This is a genomic window from Mycobacterium sp. OAS707 (assembly GCF_014873705.1).
GTDB lineage: Bacteria > Actinomycetota > Actinomycetes > Mycobacteriales > Mycobacteriaceae > Mycobacterium.
This window is the reverse complement of record NZ_JADBDS010000003.1, coordinates 183,338-206,197: the sequence shown is the minus strand read 5'-3', so window position 1 is coordinate 206,197 and position 22,860 is coordinate 183,338. Positions and strand designations below refer to the sequence as shown.

Genomic DNA, 22,860 nt, shown 5'->3' with positions numbered 1-22,860 from the left:
CATGGACAACGCGCCGCGGCGCGGTGGAATCGATCCCATTTGGTGGGCGCCGGTGCTGATCGTGATGATCGTGGCGCTGTCCACACTGACGGCCCTGTTGTTCAACGGGACCCTGCGCGAAACCATCCCACTCACCCTGGTCTCCGACAGGGCCGGTCTGGTCATGGAGAACGGCGCGAAGGTGAAGTTGCGCGGTGTCCAGGTCGGCGAGGTCGCCTCCATCGGCGAAGACGCAAGTCTGTCGAAGCTGACGCTCAAAATGGATCGCGGCCCATTTCAGTATCTGCCGAGCAATGTTGAGGCAGAGATCAAGTCCAGCACCGCATTTGGGGCCAAGTACGTCGATCTCATCGTGCCGGACGCACCGAGTGCGAAGCCGTTGGCACCAGGCGCGGTGCTGCACTCGCGAAACGTGACCGTGGAGGTCAACACCGTCTTCCAGAATCTGCAGTCAGTGGTCCACTCTGTCGACCCGGCGAAGCTGAACGCGGTGCTTTCCGCCGTCGCCGAGTCGGTGCGCGGCAAGGGCGAACGCATCGGCGAGGCGATCACCGACGCGAACAACGTGTTGCTCGCGGTGAACCCGCGGATGCCGACCGTTCGAGTGGACTGGCAGCTGTTCGGTCAGACCGCCGCAACGTATTCGAATGCAGCACACGACATCCTGTCGATTCTCGACTCGTTCTCGACAACCAGTGCAACGCTGACGACGCACGCCAAGTCGCTGGATCAGCTACTTCTCTCCGCGGTCGGTTTTTCCCAGTCGGGCATCAACACGATTGGCGCCAACCAGTCGAACCTGGTGCGCGCGATGAACATCCTTGACCCCACCACCGCGCTGCTGATGAAGTACTCGCCGACCTACACCTGCCTGTTCCAGGGCGCGCAATGGTTCCTCGACCATGGTGGCCGAGATGCGTTGGGCGGCAACGGCAAGTCCGTGATCATGGACGCCGGCCTGTTGATGGGCGACGACCCATATCGCTTCCCCGACAACCTGCCGACCGTCAACGCCAAGGGCGGCCCAGGCGGCAAGCCCAGTTGCGGCTCGCTGCCCGACGTCAGCAAGAACTTCCCGGTCAAGTACTTGGTCACCGACACCGGGTTCGGCACCGGCCTGGACATCCGGCCCAACCCCGGCATCGGCTTCCCAGGGATTGCGAATTACTTCCCAGTGACCAAGGCGAACCCGGAGCCGCCGAGGATCCGTTACAACGGCCCGCCCGCACCGGGCCCGTGGCCCGCCTACCCCGGCGCACCTCCCTACGGCGCACCGGAATACGGGCCGGACGGCACGCCGCTCTACCCGCCGCCGCCTGGGGGCACGCCATGAGACGCAGGACCATTCGCGCCGCGACGCGGGTGGCGCTGTTTTCGGCGCTGTGCCTGGTCTCCATGTTCGTTCTGGTGACGGTGTTCGGACAATTCCGGTTCGACTCGCGCGTGTCCTACACCGCGGTGTTCACGAATGTGTCCGGCCTGAAGGGCGGCAACTTCGTCCGCATCGCAGGCGTCGAGGTCGGCAAGGTCAAGGACCTGACCCTGCACAAGGACGGGACCGTCACGGTCGACTTCGCCATCGACAAGGGTCTGCAGCTCACCGAAGGCACCAAGGCCGCGGTCCGGTACGAGAACCTGATCGGTGACCGTTACCTGTCCCTCGAAGAGGGGCCGGGGTCAGTGCGCAAACTTCAACCGGGAGAGACGATCCCGCTGGCGCGGACGTCGCCCGCACTCGACGTCGACGCGCTCATCGGCGGCTTTCGTCCGCTGTTCCGCGCGCTGGACCCCAATCAGGTCAACGCGTTGTCCGGTGAGCTACTGAAGGTGTTCCAGGGTCAGGGCGGCACCATTTCGTCGGTGCTCTCCCAGACATCGGCACTGACAACGACTCTCGCGGGCCGCGACGAACTCATCGGGCAGGTGATAACCAACCTGGACACCGTCCTCGGCACCTTCGCCGCTCGAGACGATCAGTTCTCGGAGGGTCTGGACAATCTGTCACAACTGGTGCAGGGGCTGGCCGACCGAAAGAACGACATTGTGACCGGGACCGCTTACATCAACGCCGCCGCAGGCTCCGTCGCCGACCTCTTGACAGATGCACGGCAACCCATCAAGGACTTCGTGCAGCAGTCCGACCGGGTAGCCGGCCAGATCGAGGCCGATCATGACTACGTCGACGACCTTGTCAAGACGCTGCCCGACGCCTACCAGGTGCTTGCCCGCAACGGCCTCTACGGCGACTACTTCGGCTTCTATTTGTGCGATGCGATTCTCAAGGTCAACGGAAAAGGCGGCCAGCCCGTGTTCATCAAACTCGCCGAACAGACCTCGGGACGGTGCACACCGAAATGACGCGCATCAAGTTGCCGAAGATCAAGCCGCTTGGCGAGCGCAATCGGGTGGTGGTCGGCGCCGTCGGCATCCTGGTTGTCGTCGTCGCCGTGATCGCCGTCTTTTCATACGACAAGATTCCGTTCATCAAAGGCACGTCTGACTATTCGGCGTACTTCTCTGAGGCCGGTGGCATCAAGCCCGGCAGTGATGTTCGGGTGTCGGGTCTCGGTGTCGGGAGAGTTTCGAGCATCCATTTGGACGGAACGAGGGTGTTGATGGACTTCACGGTCCGCGACGGCGTCGAACTTGGCGACCGGACCGAGGCTGCAATCAAGACCGAAACCGTGCTCGGCACCAAGTTTCTCGAACTGACCCCGCGTGGGGACGGCAATCTCGCCGGCCCGATTCCGCTGGAGCGCACGAAGTCTCCCTACGATCTGCCCGACGCCCTTGGGGACCTGACCACCACCATCAGCGCGCTGGACACCACGCAGCTGTCGTCGGCGCTCACCACACTGGCGGACACGTTCAAAGACACGCCGCCCGATCTGAAAATCGCGTTGGAGGGCGTGGCGCGCTTCTCCGACACCCTCAACACCCGCGATGCCCAGTTGCGCAACCTGCTGGCCAACGCGAATACGGTCACCGCGGTGTTGGCCAAGCGCAGCGACCAGATCGCGAGCCTTGTCGCGAACACCAACGCCCTGCTGGCCGAGCTTCTGTCGCAACGCAATTCGGTCGATGCGTTGATGAACAACCTCACCGCGGTTTCGCACCAGATATCCGGCCTCGTCAACGACAACCGCACACAACTCAAGCCCGCCCTCGACAAAGTGAACGGTGTGCTCGGGATCCTGGACAACCGCAAGAAGGAGCTGCAACGCACGCTGTATCTGCTTCGGCGGTACGCGATGTCGTTCGGCGAGGTGCTGGGATCCGGGCCGTTCTTCAAGGCCTCACTGGTCAACCTGGCCCCGGGGCAGTTCGCGCAGCCGTTCATCGACGCCGCATTCTCCGATCTGGGTCTGGATCCCAACGTGCTGCTGCCGTCGCAACTGGTGGACCCCGGAGTAGGCCAGCCGGGCACGCCTGCGCTGCCCGTGCCGTATCCACGCACCGGGCAGGGCGGAGATCCACATTTGACACTCCCGGACGCGATTACGGGTAATCCAGGTGATCCGGGCTGCGGGCCGCCCGGCCTTCCGCTGCCCGGCCCCACCGGCTGCTACCCCTACCGCGATCCGCTGCCTGCGCCACCGCCAGGTGGACCGCCGCCAGGACCGCCCGCGCTCGCGCCTGCTGCCGGTGAACTGCCGCCCCCGACCTTTGGGCCGCCGGCGCCGGAACCCAGGGTCGGTCCGGCGGTACCGCAACCGAGATCTGATCCGCTGCAGCCGGTTCCGACGGGAGACCAATGATCAGCGCGCGCACGCTGAGGATTGCGACCGCGATCACCTTGGCCGTCACTCTTGTCGTGGCGATAACCGTGGTGGCCACGCCATGGTGGAAGAGCGTCGCCAGGAATACCTACGTCGCCTACTTCGCCAACACCAACGGTCTCTATACCGGCGACGAGGTACGCATCCTCGGGGTCGCCGTCGGGACCGTCGAAGAGATCGACCCGCAGCCGACCGCGGCCAAGGTGACGTTCTCGGTCGACAGGGAGTACCCGGTACCGGCTGATGTCCAGGCCGCGATCCTGTCACCGTCACTTGTATCCGCGCGTGCGATCCAACTGGTCCCCGCGTACTCCAGCGGCCCGAAATTGGCTGACGGCGCGACGATTCCGAAGGAGCGCACCGCGGTCCCCGTCGAGTGGGACGACCTGCGCCAGCAGCTGGAGAAGCTCACCGACTCGCTGCAGCCCACCACGCCAGGCGGCGTCAGCCCCGTCGGCGAGTTCATCAACAGCACGGCTGCCAACCTGCGCGATCAGGGCGACACGGCACATGACACGGTAGTCAAACTCTCCAAAGCGATTTCGGCTCTCGGCGACCACAGCACTGACATGTTCAGCACGGTGCGCAACCTGCAGATGCTGGTGTCAGCGTTGTCTTCGAGCAGCGATCTGCTCGCCGCGTTCAACACGAACTTGGCGGACATCACGACGGTACTTTCGAACACGCCCAACGAAGTGGCCGATGCGACGAAGGGTCTTGACGCAGCGGTGAACGACCTGCGTGGCTTCGTCGCCGACAACCGAGAGAGCATCGGCGTCACCGTCGATCACCTGAACGCTGTCACCACTGCGCTGAACGAGAGCCGCGGTGACATCAAGCAGGTTCTACACATCGCGCCGACGGTGTTCCAGAACTTCATGAACATCTATCAACCCGCACAGAGCGCCGTCACCGGCATCTTGGCACCGGTCAACTTCGCCAACACCGTCCAATTCATCTGCAGCGCAATTCAAGCCGCGTCACGGCAGAACTGGGAGCAGTCGTCGAAGCTGTGCGTCCAGTATCTCGCGCCGATCGTCAAGAACCGCCAGTACAACTTCCCGCCGCTCGGGGTGAATCCCTTCGTGGGAGCGTCGGCGCGGCCGAACGAGATCACCTACAGCGAGGACCGGCTGAACCCGCACCTGCCGCCACAGGCACCGCAGAGTGTCCCGGCCACCGAGCCGGGAGAGCCACTGGCGGCAGAAGCGGCAGTCGGCGACCTGCCCCCGGAAGCGACGTCCACCGACCCGAGCCAGGGTCTGCAGGGCCTGATGGTGCCGCCTGGGGGCTCTCCGTGAGGCGCACGGTTATTGCGGCGCTGATCGTCGCGTGTTTGTCCGCGATCCCTGGCTGTGAGTGGCGCGGACTCAACTCATTGTCCCTGCCGGGGACTGAAGGATCCGGCGACGGCTCGTACATCATCCAAGCGCAGCTACCCGATGTCGTTGTGATTCAACAGAACACCCGGGTGCGCGTCGCCGATGTCAACGTCGGCAACGTCACCAAGATCGAGGTGCAGGACTGGCATGCGCTGGTGACCATGCGCATCAACAAAGATGTCCATCTGCCCGCGAACAGCACCGCCAAAGTCGGGCAGACCAGCCTGCTGGGGTCCATGCATATCGAACTGGCTCCGCCCACCGACGAGCCGCCCCAGGGCGAGCTCAAGGACGGTTCGGTGATTCCGCTCGCCAGAGCCGATACCTATCCCACCACCGAGCAGACGTTGGCGTCGGTGTCGGTTCTGCTCAACGGCGGCGGGCTTGGTCAGCTTCAGGAGATCAACCAGTCGTTCGCCAAGGCGCTGGCCGGGCGCGAGAACGACATGCGCAGCCTACTGAATCAGTTGGATACCTTCATTTCTCAGCTCAACGAGCAGACTGACGACATCATCGCGGCCACTGAACATCTCAACTCGCTGGCCGGCCAGGTCGCCGCGAAGGATCAGACCGTCGACAAGGCGCTCACCACGATCCCGCAGGCGCTGGCGGTGCTGTCGGATTCTCGCACCAAGTTGGCGAACGCGATCGACGCGCTCGGCAAGTTCAGCGCGATCGCCACGTCGACGGTGAACCAGACGAAGGAATCGTTCGTGAACAACCTGCGCAACATGGCGCCGGTGTTCAGGGAACTGGCCAACGCCGGGCCCGCGCTCACGAAGGGGCTGGACTTCCTGTCGACGTACCCGTGGGTGAAGAGCACGCTCGCCAACTGGTTCCGCGGCGACTTCGCCAACATCACCCTCGTCATCGATCTGACGCTGAGCCGGATCGACAGCAGCTTGTTCACCGGAACGCGCTGGGAAGGTGATCTCACCGAACTCGAAATTCAATGGGGCCGCACCATCGGGCAGATGCCCAGCCCGTACACCGCGGGCAATCCGCTGATCGCCCCATATCGCTGGGGGGCGTACTAGTGCTGCGTCTGACCCGGCAGGTGTGGATACAGCTGGCGACCATGGCGGTAATCACCGTCATCGCCGTCGGCGTGATGGCGTTCGGTTTCGTGAAAGTCCCCGCGTTGCTCGGGATCGGACGCTACACGGTGACGGTCGATCTCCCCGCCTCCGGCGGTCTGTACCCGACGTCGGTGGTGACATATCGGGGCACCGAGATCGGCAGGGTCAAGTCGGTCGAGGCCACTCGCGATGGTGTTCAAGCGGTTCTCGTACTCAACTCCGACACACCGGTCCCGTCCGACGTTTCAGCCGCTGTCCACAGCCGCTCCGCTGTCGGTGAACAGTTCCTCGAACTGACCCCGAAGTCGGCGAACGCACAGAAGCTGCGTGACGGTGATGTCATTCCCGTTGGCAGGGTGCAGATTCCGGCCGATATCGGAAGTCTGCTCGACGCGACGAACAGGGCACTGCAGGCGATCCCGCCAGACAATCTGCGCACGGTCGTCGACGAGGCCGATAAGGCCGTCGGGGGGCTCGGGCCTGAACTGTCGCGCATCGTCGACGGGTCCACCTCGCTGGCGATCGAGGCGGGTAAGACCGTCGATCCGATCAGCCAGCTGATCGATCAGTCTCCGCCCGTATTGAATTCTCAAGTGCAGACCGCAGATTCGATCGCGACGTGGGCGCAGCGGATGGCGTCGATCACGGGCCAATTCAAGGCGCAAGACGCCGCCTTCGCCGATCTGCTCAATGTCGGTAGTCCCGCGTTGGAGGAAGGCAGGGCGCTGTTCGACCGGGTCGCGCCTGCGTTGCCGGTGCTGCTCGCGAATCTGGTCAGCCTCGGCGACATCGCGGTCACCTACCGCAACGACCTGGAGCAGCTGCTGGTGCTTTTCCCGCAGGGCACCGCGGTCATGTCGGCGATCGCCGTCGCCGATTCCGGTGTCAAACAGGCGTATCGGGGCATCTATCTCGACTTCAACCTCAATCTCAACCTGCCGCCGCCATGCAACACGGGCTTTCTGCCAGTCCGGCAGCAGCGATCACCGTCGGACCAGGATTACCCCGAGCGGCCGGCGGGCGAGTTGTATTGCCGCATCCCGCAGGACTCGGACATGAATGTCCGTGGGGTGCGCAACATTCCGTGCGAGACGAAGCCGGGCAAGCGCTCGCCGACGGTGGAGCTGTGCGAGAGCGACGAGCAGTACGTGCCGCTCAACGACGGCCTCAATTGGAAGGGCGATCCGAACGCGACGCTGTCCGGGCAAGGCATCCCGCAGTACGCGCCGCCGCCGCCGGTGGCCGCCGTCCCTTACGACCCGGCGACCGGCGACTACATCGGTCCGGACGGAAAGCGCTACACGCAGGCCGACTTGGCGCACCCCGGCAACAAGACGTGGCAGTCGATGCTGGTGCCGCCGACGCCCTAGCGCGCCATTGTCGAGTCCGGCGAATGCCAGTCGGTCGACACGAAGCGGTGCCGGATCAACCAGTCGTCCCCGACGGGCACGAAGACGTCGCGGTAACGGCCGTAGTGGTCGAGGCCGATCTCGGTGACAACCGTGAAATAACACGCGACGTGCACCTCGGTTGGGGCTACCTGGGTGAAACGGATGTTCGTCAGGTTGTGACGCACGATGCGTTTGGTGCCTGACGTCTGCGCGGCCGCGTTCGGCGTTTCCACCACGCCGCCCAGCAGCTCGACGATCGCGGCGCGCCCGCGCACCGGCTCATTGCCGCGCAGCTCGAGCTCGCCGTCCTCGCAGAAGCTTTGAGCCAGCTCGTCGAGCCGCAGCGAGTCGCCCGACCAGTTGTAGCGGGCCAACGTGTCTCTGATGCGTTCGCGAGCAACCAGCTCCCAAAGCTCCATGACGGCAACGGTAAACCCGCTAGGGTCGCGCCATGGCTACCAGCGATTCCCGTGAGGTTGTGATCGAGGCCAGTCCGGACGAGATTCTCGACGTCATCGCCGACGTCGAGGCGACGCCGACATGGTCGCCGCAGTACCAGAGCGCCGAGGTCCTGGAGGCCTACGACGACGGCAGGCCCAAGCGGGTCAAGATGAAGATCAAGACCGCGGGCATCTCGGACGAACAGGTCGTCGAATACACCTGGTCAGACGATGTCGTCAGGTGGACCCTGATCAGCGCGAGCCAGCTCAAGGCCCAGGATGCGTCCTACACCCTCACGCCCGACGGTGAAAAGACCAAAGTCCGGTTCGACATCTCGATCGACCTGGCGATCCCGTTGCCGGGGTTCGTGCTCAAACGGGCAATGAAAGGTGGGGTGGAAACCGCCACCGACGGCCTGCGCAAGCAGGTGCTGAAGGTCAAGAAGGGTAGCTAGCGCACCTCGTAGCAAAATTCGGGCGAACTCCTCATTACTCCGCGTGGCGCCATCGCCGCTCTTACGCTTCTGAGATGCGCCTGTCGTGGCCGTTAATAGGTCGGACGGAGGAGATGCGGGCCGTCGGTGCCGCCATCTCGGCTTCGGCCGCGTCGGGCATCCTCATCTGCGGAGCGGCGGGGGTTGGCAAGAGTCGGATCGCCCGCGAGGCCCTGTCGGCGGCCGCTTCGCAGGGCTGTGAGACCCGCTGGACGGTCGGCACCGCTTCGGCGCGGGAGATTCCGCTAGGGGCGTTCACCGCGTGGGCACCTTCGGGCGTCACGGACACCATTCAACTGCTGCAGGGCGTCATCGAGTCGCTGACTTCATCGTCTGCATCCGCAGGGGTGGTCCTCGGTGTCGACGACATTCATCTGCTCGACGACCTCTCGACGTTCGTGGTGCATCAGATTGTGCAACGCGGGTTGGCGAAGGTGATACTCACTGCCCGGGACACTGCGCCGATCCCCGCGGCCATACAGGAGCTGTGGAAAGCGGGCCAGTTCGACAGGCTCGATCTGAAGCAACTGTCGCTTGACGAAACCTCTTCGCTGCTGTCGGCGGCGCTGGGCGGTTCGGTGGATTCGGTTGCTGCCGAGCGGCTTTGGAAGCTGACCCGGGGAAACGTTCTTTATCTGCGCAACATCGTCGAGCAAGAGGTTGCCGACGGCCGAATCGTGCAGGACAACGGGCTGTGGCGGTGGATCGGGGAGCCGATCATGCCGCCCGGACTGATTGAACTGATCGAGTCCCGTATCGGGGACTTGCCTGCGCCGGTCAGCGATGTGATCGACGTGCTGGCTGTCGCGGAACCGATCGACCTCACGGTGCTGACGAGGATCACCGATGCGACAGCCGTCGAAGAGGCCGAAATCCGCGACCTGATAACGCTCGAGCCGGCAGGCGGAGGCATCGAGGTGCGGGTGGCGCATCCGCTGTACGGGCAGGTGCGCCGCCGACGCGTGGCGCACACCCGGCTACGCCGGCTACGGGGACTGGTGGCCACCGAACTCGCAGCCTCCGCTGAGCGTGACGAGATTCGAGTGATTGTCCGCCGCGCGGCGTTGAGTCTGGACTCCGACCTCGAACCGGACGCCGACCTGCTGGTCCAGGCAGCGCACGGTGCCGTTTGGCTCGGGGATCTCTCGCTCGCCGATCGACTTGCAGAAGCTGCAACACATGCCGGCGCGGGAGCCGAACCGAACTTTGTTCGCGCACACGCCTTGTCGTGGTCAGGGCGGGGTGAGGAGGCCGAGGCTGTCTTCGCGGATATCGACACCAGTCGGTTGAGCGATCACGACCGCGCCAGGTTCACGTTTCTGCGGTGTAGCAACCTGTTGTGGGCGCTTGGCGATCCGGCGCGAGCCAAAGAACTGATAGACGACGCATCGCGTTTCACCCCGCCGCGCGCTCGCGGGTACATCGATGCGTTCCTCACGATCTACTGGTTTGCGATGGATCAGCCGAAACAGGCCATGCAAGCCTCGAAATCTCTTGCACTGAAGGACATTCCGGTTGTCGGCGCCGAGATAGCGTGGGTGCTGGCGCAGATATCCGCGGATGCGGGGAACACCACAGAGGCGCTGGCCGACGCGAAGGCGGGCCATGGCGTCGCGGCTCGCGCTCTCGACGCTCCGCACATGAGATTCAACATCGCCGACGCCGAGGTCGGAGCGCTTCTGCTGTCCGGCCGCGTTGCCGACGCCCTTGACGTCGCCGATCGCACACGGCAGCAGGCGGCCAACCTTCCAGGGGCCGCCGAACTCCTCGGTGCCGCGGTAGCCGGGCGGGCAGCGCTTGGCGCGGGCGATCTGCACAGCGCAAGCCCGCTGCTGGAGCATGCGGCCGAGGGACTGTCGGAATCTCATCCCACCGGATTTGGCTACCGCTATCGGATACCTCACGCGACAGCACTGGCCATCCGCGGGCTGACTGACGACGCGGCCGCAGTCTTGGCCGCCCTCGATGACGTACCGCGCCGATTCCGCTCTCTGGATCACGAAATGAGCCTCGCCAGAGCGTGGGTGGCTGCGAGCCAGGGCGCGGTCAGCGAGGCGATCAACACTGTGCTGTCAGCGGCGGAGCGGGCCAAGGAAACGGGCCGATACGCCGCAGAAGTGCTGTGTCTGCAGACCGCCACCCAGTTCGGGGACCGCACCGCAGCGGCCCGCCTGCGCGAACTCAAGTCGATCGTCGAAGGCCCACGCGCCGGTTTGGCCGCACGCTTCGCCGAGGCCCTTTGTGAGGGTAATGCCACTGAGTTGGCGGCGGTGTCAGAGGAATTCGAGCGCATGGGCGACCTCGTTGCCGCGCTGGATTCGGCCGGCCACGCCGCGCTGGCCTACCGGCGCCAAGACAAGCGAGGATCGGCACTGGGGTGCTCCACACGCGCAGACGACCTGGCCGCCAAATCCGGCGCACGCACTCCGGCACTTCGTCAGGCGAGCGAAAGCTTGCCGCTCACCGACCGCGAAGCCGAAGTCGTGATGCTCATCGGTGAGGGACTGTCGAACCGCGCCGTCGCGGAGCGACTGACCCTTTCGATCCGAACGGTCGAGAGTCACATCTACCGAGCCATGATGAAAACCGGAACCACCAGCCGCGACGAACTCGCCGCGCTGATGCCGCGAAAGCGGGCGCGAACAGAGTGAGTTGAGAATTCAGTAGCGCTCTACTGAATCGGCGCGACGACAACTGACGCATCCTGGCCCGATGGACACTGAACTCAGCGAGCGTGAGCAGGCATTACGGCGGTTGCCCTTGGCGTATTCGTTGGCACTGAGACTGCGTGACGCCGGCGTCGCCTCCGACGTCATCTGCCAGTACGTCAACGTGGAGCAGCCAGCCCTTGACGGCCTGTATCGCATCGCCGAAGCCAAGTTGCTCGCGGCCCAGCGGGCGACCACGTATGCGAGCCGGTGACTAGGTACCCGTGCGCCGACACGGGGAGATTGCAGTAGTGCGCTACTGAGACCCTGCCGGCTGACGCGACCGACGATTAATCGGACACATCGCCAAACAAGGGGGGCCCGAAGTGTCCGATCTAGATACGACACCAGCCGATACCCAGGGGGTCGTCGAAAAACGAGAGCAGGTCGTCGGCGAGGCGACTCCGACTCAGCCGCTAGTTGTCATCACCGAGCAGCAGGTGGCGCTCAGCACGGCGGCAGCGCTGGCAGTGCCGGCCACAAAGCGCCGGCGCGGGCTGATCGCGGCGGTGCATGCGATGTTTGTGAGGACATCCGCCGATCCTGAACAGCAACTCTGTGCCCCGCCCTTCTACCCGCCGCTGCGCGACGAGTTCGTCGAGAGCGCGGCCATGCGACGCGAAATGTTCAGGCTGTGACACCCGTACTGCAGCTCGATCGCGTCGCCAAGAAGTACCAAAGGGGCGACGAGCAGGTGCACGTGCTCGTTGACTTCGACTTCACTTTGGACACAGGGGAATTCGTCGTCGTAACGGGCCCATCCGGCGCAGGAAAATCGACCTTGCTGCACATCGCCGGTGGGTTGGACAAGCCGGACGACGGCACGGTGACCGTGGCCGGCCAGGACATGTGGGCGATGAGCGCCGGCGCCCGCGCGGCGTTTCGCCGACGCAATCTCGGGTTCGTGTTCCAGTTCTTCAACCTGGTGCCGATGCTGAGCGCCGTGGAAAACGTCTCGTTGCCGCTGGTCCTCGACGGGATGCCGGCCCGGTCAGCTGATGCGGTCGCGATGTGCCTGCTGGAGCGGGTCGGGTTGGACGACCGGGCCCGGCACCGGCCGTCGGAACTGTCGGGTGGCCAGATGCAACGGGTTGCGGTGGCGCGGGCGCTGGTGGCCAGGCCGACGATGGTCCTTGCCGACGAGCCAACCGGAAATCTGGACAGCCAATCGTCGACCGAGGTGTTGGATCTACTTCGCTCACTGGCCGACGAAGACGGAACGGCGGTCGTCATGGTGACACATGATCCGGCCGCGGCGCGGTACGGCTGCCGCGAGGTGCACCTCGTCGACGGGCGTTCCTGCGCCGCCGTCGCGGAGCGGTGATGTATCGGCTGCGCGCCGGATGGCAGACGTTTCGCCGAATTCACCTGGCAGCGCTGATCGCCGACTGGCGCCGTACCCTGCTCAGCGCGATAGGCGTCGCGCTCGGCGTGACTGTCGTGCTCGGAACGTTGATCCTCAAAACCGAGCTCGCCCGGCCGTTCGACTCGTTCGGCCCGTCGCTCACCCGCGCCGCCAATACCGGGGTGATGGAGGTAACCCCAAATGTGAGCGGACGGTTGCCAATTGAAACGGTGAGCCGTCTGCGTGCCGAGGTGGCAGGGGCAGCAGCCGTCATCCCGGTCGTCGCCGGCTTGACGCCCGTGGACGTCGCGGGCGGCACTCACGGGTTCTTCCTGCTCGGCGGCACCTGCCAGATCGAGTTGCTCGTCGGTTCGTTCGACTGTGAGCGGCGCGCCCGCAGCGAACAGCCGGCCGCTGGTCCTGGTGTCCCACTTCAGATTCCGGCCGTCATCGCCAAGCGGCATGGCTTACGGCTCGGCGACGAGTTGCATATCCCGGGCTTGCCTCGCGGTTCGGCGCACCTGGGTTGGACGTTTTCGGAGTTCGATCGTGTCGAGGGAATCAACGACGGCTACGTGCTGTTGGCTCCCTCCGCGGATATCGCCGCGCGGCTGCTGTCCTCGCCCGGCTACGCCACCGCGGCGTTCGTATTGCCGAAGCGTGGAGCCGAGATCAAGGCGGACGTCGAGCGCGCCATCGGCGGAATCGCCACGGCGGGGCCGCCGCGACCGCACCAACCGGCCGTTTTCGAGAACGGCACGCAGAGCCTCAACCTGACCGCCGCCGCAGGCGTTCTGATCGGCATCCTCATCGCCGTGAACACCATTCTGCTGGCCGTCGAGGACCGCCGGTCGGTGATGGGAACCATCGGCGCGATCGGTGCCAAGCCTGTCGGATTGTTCGCCGGCATGCTCGGTGAAGGCGCAGTGCTGGGTGTACTCGGAGGGTTGTTGGGCGTACCGAGCGGCTTCTTACTCGGAACCTATCTCGTCAACCGATTCGGGGAGGCCATGCTGGCAGGCTCCGGCGGCACAATCGCGGCACACTTCACGCCGGACCTGGTCGTGATCGGAGCGGTCGCGGGGATCGTCGCCGGAATCCTTGCGATGGCCGGACCGGCCTCGCGGCTGGTGCGCGAAGGGCCGTTGACGTCGATGGCGAGCGCGGGCGGTGTGCAGGGAGTCAGGCGAATTCCGCTGTGGCCGCTCATTTTTGGCGTGGTAATGCTTGTGACCGCCGTTGTGCTGTTGCGGGTCTTCGAGCACGGGTGGCTGCCGCTGGAAGTCGGCATCAACGGGATGTCGCTGGGTTTGTTGGGCGTCGCGTTGGTGACGGTGTGGATCGCGCCGCGTGGCGCAGTGCAGTTGATCAAGCTGCTGACCGCCGCGCGTCCCGATATCGGACGCCTGCTGCGCGCCGATGTTCAGCGTTACGCGCTGCTGTTCGGAATCTCCGCGGCGGTGCTCGCAGAAAGCTCCAGCCTGGCGATCGGCTCCCAGAGCATGCAACTGCTCGGCACCAAACAAATTGCGGAGCAGAAGGCTAATCGCCTGCCCGCGACCTTGCTCATCGCGGCCCAGTCGGTGCTCGATCAGCGCGACAGCCAGATCGCCGACGCCACTTTCCAATTGGTCGATGCCACCGCCGAAGGGCGGAGCGTGTCGTCGCGGTGGCGGTCGACCATCTCGTCAGGGACGTTGTCGCGCCTCGTCATTGGCGTCACTCCCGGCGATTGGTACAGCCAGGCGATGTACGAACCCAAGGGTGCGCGCGACAGAATGTGGCAGGGTTTGAACGCCGGCGAAATCGGACTCAGCGAAGTTGCCGCGAGCCGGCTCGGCGTAGCAACGGGTGGAACGGTCGAATTGCCCAGTGTCGGCGGACCCAAGCGGTACCGGGTGGCCGGGACGTTTCGCCCGCGAATGATCAACGACACCGCCGTGGGCGATATCGTCCTGGTGTCGGAAGGGTTGGCGCGCAAGGATTGGGCGGCCGTCCGCGATCAGGTCGCCGTGGCTTATCCCTCCGACGCCGAAGCCAGCGTCCACCGTGATGACTTCCTCGATCTCGGCGCTGGGCTTTCGGTTTACGACAACAACGAATGGCGGGTGGCTGCAACAGCCGGAATCAAGCGTTTCCTCGAACCGTTCACGGTCGCCGGGTATGTGGTGATGGCGGCGGCGGGCCTCAGCGTGCTGAATGTGTTCGTGCTCGGTCTTGTCCAACGCAAGCGCGAGCGGGCTGCGCTGCGCGCGATCGGCGTATTACCTCTGCAGGAGCAGGCGGTGGTCATCACCCATGCCGGCCTGCTGGCACTCCTCGTCGCGGTTCTGGGAGGGCTTGGGGGTGTCGGCCTTACGTATCTGTGGTCGCTTGGCTCGCCGGTCTACTACGGCATGAAAATCGCGTGGGGCGTCCCGGAGTTGTCACTGCGGACCGGGGTCAGCGCCGTGTTCGTCCTCGTCTTGGCGGCGGCGGTCTATCCGGTGATCCATTCGCGACGGTTGGAGACGGCCGATGTGCTGCGAACCAATTGACGCGGGTCGACCCCTAAGTATTGCCGCGCGCATCGGCCCGATAGTGCAGTGGCGCACTACTGCGGATGTGGGAGCGCCACGAAGCGACGATTTGATGATGAGTACCGCAAGCACATCCGTCGCTTTGGGGCGTCGCGCGAAAGCCTTGTCACATCCCTCTGTGCGCACCTACCTCACCAGTGGTGGCGCCGTCGCAAGCGCAGGCATCCTCGCGCTGGGCCTGGTCGCGATACCACCGGACGCCACCGCGCGAACCGAAGTTCGTGCGGTGCAGCTCACGGCTTGGACACTGCCCGAGGTGGCCGAGGGGTGGGGTGCTCTCGTGCGGGAAGTCACCGGACGTCGGACTCAACCGGCAATACTCGAGACGTCTGGCGGCGGCGCCGCGGATGTCCCTGCCGCGGTTGCCAATACATCAACCGGGGAGAGGACCGTGCCGCCCCGGGTCGTGGCGTCGACGGACGTGCCAACGCTTCGGCAAGAGGCGACCGCCAGTGCGCTGGCGGCGACGCCCGCCGCGTTGGCGCTACCCGCGCCGATAGCGGCGTTCCTCGGTGTCTTGGTGTTGTTTGGACCGCTGATAGTGCTCGTCATCCTTGCGTGCCCGCCATGCGCGGTCATCAACTTCCTCAGCTACTTCCTGCCGATACCCACGATTCCGCTGGCTGCTGCAGCCGCCACGGCAACGGTGGAAGAGCCTGCGACCGTCGCTCCAGAGCTCACGAGCGACCCGTCTTCTGATGCCCCCGCGGTGCCAGTGGTTTCAAACGACAAGCGAACCGGCAGCGAGCGCGGATCGGCCACGGAGACCACGACTTCAACCGATCAGAAGTCGGCAGAGACGCCGAAGGATGTCACCGAACCCGTTGCAACAGAACCAGCACCCAAGGAGCAAGGGGCAGTCGACGATACCGAGGCGCCGGTTGATGTCACCGAGCCGACGAAGCCGGCCGAGCCGCCGGCGACGCCGCGCCCTGTGGTGCGCGATTCGCTTGGGGCAGAAAAGAAGACGTCCGATCCGTCGCACCGTGGCACAGGCGGCCGGGCGACCACGGAGGAGCCGGCCGGCAGCCGGGCGGCGACGGCCGGCTCCTCCCCTGCCGACTCTTCTCCCACAGATGCGTCGTCAGCCCGCGGCTCATCGGACGGCAAGTCCGACGGATCCAAATAGCTCGACCTGATTTGGCGCCAGCCTGCAGCGGGGGCAGGTTGGCGTCAAATCCCGTCGCCCTTTGACATCGCTGCCGCCCAGGCCATATGTCCCTCGTAACCAAGCGATTCCGCCATTGCGCGATAGCGGGTCACCAGGTCGCGGTAAGTGACCGCGTCACCACGGGCGCCCGCGAGCAGCGCCCGTAACCGCAGGAGTGTGATCTCGAGGATCGCCGAGCCCTGATCGGCCCGCAGGCTCGACAGCCAGTCGATCGCTTCGTTGGCTTCCGCCACGTCGCCGTCGGCGCCGCGCTCCAACAGCATCTCTACCAGAATGCCTGCGGCAAGAACGCCGTATCCGATGCGTCCTGGCCGACGTATCTCATCAACAGCATTGCGCGCCAGCAGAATTGCGCCATCGCGGTCGCCACGTCTTGCCCTCTCAGGGGCGGTCACCAGGTCAGTGACGGGAAGCAGGGAGGGAGCTTGCTCGCGCTGCCACTCGTAGCCCCGCGCCGCCAGGTCCAGGCCGCGGTGGCGGTCGGCCGCGTCGTCCCGATACAGCAGCATGCCACCCAAGAGGTACTCGGCGTAGAACATAGCGTGATCACTACCAGCCCGATGGGCACTCTGTACCACGGCCTCGATCTCGCTCAGTATGGAGTCATCGGGCCGAAGCACCCCATAAAGGACCGCACCGTACGTCCAGGTGAGCACAAGGGCGGCGGTCGCCGGGTCACTGTTTCGGACCATCGCGATGGCGTCGTCGAGATCCTGCCGCCATCCCGGGCGGCCCTGCCACCACCGACCTATAGCGCGAAATGCCAGCCCGATTGCCAGCGGTGAACCGACACCGAAGCCCGCGCCCTTGGCGGGGTCACCTGCGGCAAGATCGATGACGGTCTGCGACCACCGGGAGATCTCGCCGAATTCTCCGGCTTCGAACCAGATCGCGAACGCAACGAATGCCAACCCGACGGTCAACGTCGGATCGCCGATCGAATCGAGCAGCGCCATCTGTTCGGACGCCAGCCGCGACCCCTCGCGCGTGCGCTGAGCGTAGAGCAGTTCGGTGATGAGCCCGCTCATGCCGACCGCCAACGACACCTTGTCGCCTGCCGCGCTGCACAATTCCCGCAGCTCCGCGAACCGGCCATGGGTGTGGTGGGTTGCTTGGTGACCTTGCCAGTCGGTGGCGCACAGCATGGTGCGCGGGGCGATGCGCATCGACAGCCGGCCGGTGTCATCGTCGGGTAGCGCATCGGCGATGCGGCAGGCGCGCTCCCAGCTGATTCGCGCTGCGCCCACGTCGCGGTTCGTCAACCACGCCCCGGCGCGCATGTGCCAGCCATACGCGGCGTGCAGCTCTCCCGCTGACTCCAGATGCTCGGCGATCAGCGCCGCGTTCTCCTCAACCGACGATGGACCGGATTCTTGGATGGCGGCGGCCAGTCGCCGATGCCAGTCGGCGCGATCGGATTTCAACTGAGATTCGTAGGCCACCGCGCGGATCAGCGGATGGCGAAACGCATACCGGGCGGACGGGGTGAACCGCACCTGATCGATCAGCTCCGTGCTGAGCAACTCGTCGACCGACTCGTCGATGCCCAGCCTGGCGAGCAGTTCGGCGTCGAAACGGGCTCCGATGACGGCTGCGGCGTTCAACGTTCGCTTGGCCGGAGTGCTCAGCCGGTCGATGCGTGCCTCGATGGCGGCCTGCACCGTGGCGGGCACGCTCAGCTCGGTGACATCCACCCGGCAGACATACTCAGCGTGATCGCCGACCAACGCCCCGCGCTGAGCCAACTCGCGCACCATCTCTTCGGCAAAGAATGGGTTGCCGGCGGCCCGCTCGGTGATGATCGCCGCCAGCTCACCAACCGAGGGATCGGAACCGAGGAGCTCGCCCAGCAGTTCTGCGGTGTCCGAATCACCAAGTGGCGCAAGCGCTATCGTTTGCGCGCCGTGCACCCGCATCAGTGCTCCGTCATAGTCGGGGCGAGACGTGATCAACACCATCGAAGGAGTACGGGGGATCACCCCCAGGAAGTCGGCCAACATCGACTCACTGACCGCATCGACCCAGTGCGCATCTTCGATGATGAAAAGTGTCGGATCGGTCCGTGCCAGCCAGGCGCTGTTGACCAGCGCAGTCAATCGCCGCCGGCGGGCATCCCGGTCGATCTCGGGCAACGTCACATTCGGCTCGGCGATGCCCAACAGATCATCGAGCAGCAGCAGATCGAGCGGGTCGGCATCGGCGGGCATACGAGCTCGCACTCGCTTGCGGGCGGTCTGGCTGTCGAAATCGGCCACTCCGCTGCCCGCGCGAAGCAGTCGCGTCGCTGCATGGAACGGGACGTCGCGAGCATGTGATTCGCAGAAGGTCCAAAAGACCTCGACTCCGCGACTCGCAGCGGCCGCCGCAGCCTCCCTGGCCACGCGGGACTTGCCGATGCCCGGCGGTCCTACCACGTTCACCACACCACCGCGGCCCGCGATTGCGTTGTCGGAGATGGCCTTCAGCGCCGCCATCTCCCAGCGTCGCCCAACCAGGCTTGCCTCTGCGCGTCTGATCGAGCCATCAGGTGGGCTGATCGCCAATAGCCGACGCGCGCGCACTGGCTCGTCGGCCCCTTTGATGCGCACCCACTCTGGTTCCGTCAGCAGCACGCTGTGCTCGACCAGTCGCGCGGTCGACTCCGACAGCATCACCCCGCCGGGGGGCGCGGCGCCTTCCATCCGCTGTGCAAGCCCGACTGGCTGCCCGGTCGCCCGGTAACCCAGTGACCCCGAGCCGATGTCGCCCGCGATCACTTCACCCGAATTTAGGCCGACCCGCAGCCGTAGCTCGACGCCGTCGCGGATCTGCACTTGGTCGGCAATGGCTTTCGCTTCGTCCTGGATGGTCAACGCCGCAACGCAGGCGCGGAAGGCGTGGTCCTCCAACGCGACTGGGGCGCCGAAGATCGCCATCACACCGTCGCCGTGGTATTCGACGGTGCCGCCGTAGCGGCTCAGCACCGACGCCGAGCGCTCGAGCAGATCAGCCATGATCTCGCGCAGTCGCTCGATGTCCACGATCGCCGCGATGTCCATCGAGCGCACCACGTCGGCGAACAGCACCGTGACCTGTTTGTACTCGGCAGGCGTTGACGCCAAGATGATTCGCGCGCCGCACTGATGACAAAAATTGTTGTTGGCGCGCAATTCGGCGCCACAGCCTGTGCAGAGCGACGTCACCGCAGTCATGACATCGCCGCCGCGCAAGCGATATGGCCTTCGAAGCCAAGCGCTTCTGCCATTGTGCGATAGCGAATTACCAGGTCTTGGTAGGCGGTTTCGTCGCCCCGGGCCCGGGCTAGAAGGGTCTGCAACCGCAGTACCGCAATGCCGCGCATCGCCGAATCCGTACCCGGCAGCAGGTTCGCCAGCCGATCCGTCGCCTGCTGCGCTTCGGCCAGGTCGCCGTCGGCGCCGCGCTGCAGCAGCATCTGCGCCAGGATGTCGTTGGCCATGATGCAATACCCGAACCGCCCGGCCCGGTGCAGTTCGTCGGTGGCATTGCGCGCCATCGCAATGGCATGTTCGCGGTCGCCGTGCTTGGCCCACTCCTGCGCGACCAGCAAGTCGGTGACCGGCCGGAGGGATGGGGCGTGCCGGCGTTGAGCTTCGCGGGCCTGCATCATCAATTGCAGTGCGCGGTGCCGGTCGGCGGCGACGCCGCGATACAGCAGGGCGACGCCCAGCGTGAATTTCACCAGGGCCAGTGCGCTGTCGTTGGTAGCTCCCTCGGCTGTCTGCACCGCTTCCTCGATCACCGCCAATGCGGAGTCGTCGACCACCAGCACCCCAGAAGGCATCTCGATCCCATAGGCCCAGGAGACAACGAAGGCAAGTGTTGCCGGGTCGCTGTTTCGGGCCATCGCGAGCGCGTCGTCGAAATCCTGCCGCCATCCCGAACGCCCCAGCCAACACCGAGCAACGCCGCGAAACGCCAACGCCGCCGCCAGGGGTGATCCGATCCCGAAGCCGCCGCCCTTTGCCGCATCACCCTCGGCCAGGCCGACGATGGTTTCCGACCACCGCAACACCTCGTCGAAGTCGCCGACACTGCACCAGTTGAGGAACGCTACGACGGCCAAACCCATTGTCAGGGCGGGATCGCCGATCGACTCCAGCAGCGCCATCTGTTCGGATGCCAGCCTGGCCCCCTCACGTGATCGGCCGGCGTAGAGCAATTCGGCGACGAGGCCCGACATGCCGATGGCCAGTGACACCTTGTCATCGGCCGCGCTGCACAACTCCCTCAATTCCTCAAAGCGGCCCCAACCTTCGTGAATCGCACGCCAGTCGGTGGCACACAACATGGTGCGGGGTGCAATGCGCATCGCCAGTTGACTGCCGTCGTCGGCGGACAACTCGTCGGCGATCCGGCGCGCACGCTCCCAACTGAGGCGGGCGGCGTCGAGGTCGCGGTTGGCCGACCACGCACCTGCGCGCATATGCCAGCCGTATGCCGAACGCATCTCGCCGGCGGCTTGTAGATGTTCGGCGATCAGCGCTGCGTTCTCGTCAACGGACTCTGAGGCTGACTCCTGGACTGCGGCGGCCAGCTGCCGATGGCACTGGGCGCGATCGGATTTCAGCTGTGTTTCGTAGGCCACCGTGCGGATCAGCGGGTGGCGGAATGCGTATTCGGCATGCGGGGAGGTTCGCAGCTGATCGATCAGCTCGCCGCTGAGCAGTTCGTCGACTACCGCGTTGATGCCAAGGGCGGCAAGCAGGTCTGCTCCGAAGCGAGCGCCGATCACCGACGCCGCGTTCAACGTCTGCCTACCGCGACTGCTGAGCCGGTCGATACGCGCCGCGATCGCAGCTTCGACCGTGGCGGGCACGGCGATGTCGGCGGCGTTGGTATGACACACATGCTTACCGCGGCTGCCTTCCAGCACGCCGCGCTGGGCCAACTCGCGCACCATTTCCTCGGTGAAAAACGGGTTGCCTGCCGCGCGTTCGGCGATGATCGCGGCCAGTTGACTGACCGAAGGATCCGAGCCCAGTAGCTCGCTCAACAGTGCAGCGGTTTCCGAATCACCCAGGGGGGCAAGCGAGATGGTCTGGGCGTTGGGCATCGTGGTGAGCGCCTCGCCCTGCTCCGGGCGAGACGTGATCAGAACGATTGTCGGGGTCTGCTGAACTACCGAAAGGAAGTCGGCCAGCATCGCCTCGCTGACCGTATCGATCCAATGCACATCCTCGATGATGAAGAGCGACGGTTTGGTGCGCGCCACCATCATCGAATTGATGAGCGCGGTCAGCCTGCGCCGTCTGGCGTCCGGGTTGATCTGGGGGAGTGGCACATTCGCGTCGGAGACGCCGAGCAGATCATCGAGCAGAAGAAGATCCTCGGCATCCGCCGCTGGGATCTGCTCGCGGATCCGGATTCGGGCGGCATGGCCGTCGAGGTCACTGATGCCGGTGCCGGCGCGCAGTAGCTGGGAGATGACATGAAAGTGAATGTCGCCTGCGTGGGATTCGCAGAACGCCCAGAACACGTCGGCCCCGCGGCTCTCGGCCAGTGATGCGGCCTCGCGGGCAACCCGGCTCTTGCCGATACCCGGCAGCCCCACCACGCTCACCACGCCGCCGTGGCCGGCGATCGCGCGATCCATCATGGCGTCCAGCGTCGCCATCTCCGATCGCCGACCGACCAGGCTCGCCTCCGCACGCCCGACAGGGGCCGCCCGCGGGCTGATTCCGAGCAGTTGGCGCGCCCTCACCGGGGCTTCGGCGCCCTTTATCTGCAACCATTGCGGCTCGCCCATCAGCACGGCGTGCTCGACCAGTTGTGCTGTCGACTCCGAGACCATGACTGCCCCCGGCGGTGCGGAAGCTTCCATCCGCTGGGCCATCCCGACGTGCTCGCCGGTAGCGCGATAACCCAGCGCGCCCGAGCCGATTTCGCCTGCGATCACCCGGCCCGAGTCGAGACCCACCCGCAGCCGCAGCGCCACGTCGTCACGGACAGCCACCTCGGCCGCCAGCCTGTTGGCCTCGTCCTGGATGGCCAGCGCTGCCAGGCACGCGCGAAAAGCATGATCTTCCAGGGCAAGTGGAGCGCCGAAGAGCGCCATCACCCCATCGCCGTTGTACTCCACGGTCCCGCCGTAGCGGCGCGCCAGCGCCGCCGAGCGCTCGACAACCTCGGTCATGATCTCGCGCAACCGTTCCATGTCGAGATTGGCGGCGATGTCCATCGACCGCACCACGTCGGCGAACAACACTGTCACCTGTTTGTAGTTCGCCGAGTCACGCGAGCGCCTGGCCGCGGCGCCGCATTGGCCGCAGAACCTGACGTCTTCCCGCAGATCGCAGCCGCATGACCCGCAGACCACCACGTCCACCGTCATCTCGGCACCACCGATCTGAGGGCCCCGACCCCCGATTGCCCCAGAATAGGGCCTTGACCACCGGACGAACGGCGTTATTGACCGTCATGTAAAGCGATTATTTACCGGGCAAGCCAACGTGCCCCGGCCTGCCGATCGCC

General features: G+C 65.3%; 16 protein-coding genes. 13 read left to right on the top strand and 3 right to left on the bottom strand.

Annotation, left to right across the window (positions count from 1 at the left end; translation table 11 throughout):
* Window position 1: 1 nt before the first annotated feature.
* From GGC64_RS19060 to GGC64_RS19035, 6 genes are read left to right on the top strand one after another with little or no spacing between them, the layout of a single operon-like run.
* Window positions 2-1,333, top strand: a complete 1,332-nt coding sequence (locus tag GGC64_RS19060; RefSeq protein WP_192724123.1) for an MCE family protein — start codon at window positions 2-4, stop codon at window positions 1,331-1,333.
* On the top strand, window positions 1,330-2,358 hold the full coding sequence (locus tag GGC64_RS19055; RefSeq protein WP_192724122.1) for an MCE family protein: 1,029 nt from the start codon (window positions 1,330-1,332) through the stop codon (window positions 2,356-2,358). Before GGC64_RS19060 ends, GGC64_RS19055 begins: the two co-directional genes overlap by 4 nt.
* Window positions 2,355-3,758, top strand: a complete 1,404-nt coding sequence (locus tag GGC64_RS19050; protein ID WP_192724121.1) for an MCE family protein — start codon at window positions 2,355-2,357, stop codon at window positions 3,756-3,758. Before GGC64_RS19055 ends, GGC64_RS19050 begins: the two co-directional genes overlap by 4 nt.
* Window positions 3,755-5,080, top strand: a complete 1,326-nt coding sequence (locus GGC64_RS19045) for an MCE family protein (protein ID WP_192724120.1) — start codon at window positions 3,755-3,757, stop codon at window positions 5,078-5,080. Before GGC64_RS19050 ends, GGC64_RS19045 begins: the two co-directional genes overlap by 4 nt.
* A complete protein-coding gene (locus GGC64_RS19040; RefSeq protein WP_192724119.1) occupies window positions 5,077-6,198 on the top strand; it encodes an MCE family protein in 1,122 nt (373 codons plus the stop codon). Before GGC64_RS19045 ends, GGC64_RS19040 begins: the two co-directional genes overlap by 4 nt.
* The gene (locus GGC64_RS19035) at window positions 6,198-7,610 is read left to right on the top strand and encodes an MlaD family protein (RefSeq protein ID WP_192724118.1); all 1,413 of its coding nucleotides are present in this window, start codon (window positions 6,198-6,200) and stop codon (window positions 7,608-7,610) included. The genes GGC64_RS19040 and GGC64_RS19035 overlap by 1 nt, the downstream gene beginning before the upstream one ends.
* Here GGC64_RS19035 and GGC64_RS19030 read toward each other — a convergent pair.
* The gene (locus GGC64_RS19030; protein ID WP_192724117.1) at window positions 7,607-8,050 is read right to left on the bottom strand and encodes a nuclear transport factor 2 family protein; all 444 of its coding nucleotides are present in this window, start codon (window positions 8,048-8,050) and stop codon (window positions 7,607-7,609) included. The two genes, GGC64_RS19035 and GGC64_RS19030, sit on opposite strands and share 4 nt — an antisense overlap.
* 32 nt (window positions 8,051-8,082) lie before the next feature.
* Between GGC64_RS19030 and GGC64_RS19025 the strand changes: the two genes are divergently transcribed.
* The 7 genes from GGC64_RS19025 to GGC64_RS18995 all read left to right on the top strand — a co-directional run bounded on the left by GGC64_RS19025 (window position 8,083) and on the right by GGC64_RS18995 (window position 16,326).
* Window positions 8,083-8,526, top strand: a complete 444-nt coding sequence (locus GGC64_RS19025; protein WP_192724116.1) for an SRPBCC family protein — start codon at window positions 8,083-8,085, stop codon at window positions 8,524-8,526.
* Between the two features lie 74 nt (window positions 8,527-8,600).
* A complete protein-coding gene (locus tag GGC64_RS19020; RefSeq protein ID WP_192724115.1) occupies window positions 8,601-11,216 on the top strand; it encodes a LuxR family transcriptional regulator in 2,616 nt (871 codons plus the stop codon).
* Between the two features lie 61 nt (window positions 11,217-11,277).
* Window positions 11,278-11,487 (top strand): hypothetical protein, encoded by a 210-nt coding sequence (locus tag GGC64_RS19015; protein WP_192724114.1) that lies wholly within the window; start codon window positions 11,278-11,280, stop codon window positions 11,485-11,487.
* Window positions 11,488-11,599: 112 nt separating this feature from the next.
* Window positions 11,600-11,911 (top strand): hypothetical protein, encoded by a 312-nt coding sequence (locus GGC64_RS19010; RefSeq protein ID WP_192724113.1) that lies wholly within the window; start codon window positions 11,600-11,602, stop codon window positions 11,909-11,911.
* A complete protein-coding gene (locus GGC64_RS19005) occupies window positions 11,908-12,597 on the top strand; it encodes an ABC transporter ATP-binding protein (RefSeq protein WP_192724112.1) in 690 nt (229 codons plus the stop codon). Before GGC64_RS19010 ends, GGC64_RS19005 begins: the two co-directional genes overlap by 4 nt.
* Complete coding sequence (locus GGC64_RS19000; protein ID WP_192724111.1) at window positions 12,597-15,155, top strand: FtsX-like permease family protein; 2,559 nt, start codon at window positions 12,597-12,599, stop codon at window positions 15,153-15,155. Before GGC64_RS19005 ends, GGC64_RS19000 begins: the two co-directional genes overlap by 1 nt.
* 97 nt (window positions 15,156-15,252) lie before the next feature.
* Window positions 15,253-16,326: a hypothetical protein gene (locus GGC64_RS18995; protein WP_192724110.1), complete on the top strand. Its 1,074-nt coding sequence runs from the start codon at window positions 15,253-15,255 to the stop codon at window positions 16,324-16,326.
* A gap of 44 nt (window positions 16,327-16,370) precedes the next feature.
* Here GGC64_RS18995 and GGC64_RS18990 read toward each other — a convergent pair whose 3' ends face one another.
* Both GGC64_RS18990 and GGC64_RS18985 read right to left on the bottom strand, forming a co-directional pair.
* Window positions 16,371-19,559: an adenylate/guanylate cyclase domain-containing protein gene (locus tag GGC64_RS18990; protein ID WP_192724109.1), complete on the bottom strand. Its 3,189-nt coding sequence runs from the start codon at window positions 19,557-19,559 to the stop codon at window positions 16,371-16,373.
* Window positions 19,556-22,720, bottom strand: coding sequence for an AAA family ATPase (locus tag GGC64_RS18985; RefSeq protein ID WP_192724108.1), 3,165 nt, complete (start codon window positions 22,718-22,720; stop codon window positions 19,556-19,558). The genes GGC64_RS18990 and GGC64_RS18985 overlap by 4 nt, the downstream gene beginning before the upstream one ends.
* Between the last annotated feature and the right edge of the window lie 140 nt (window positions 22,721-22,860).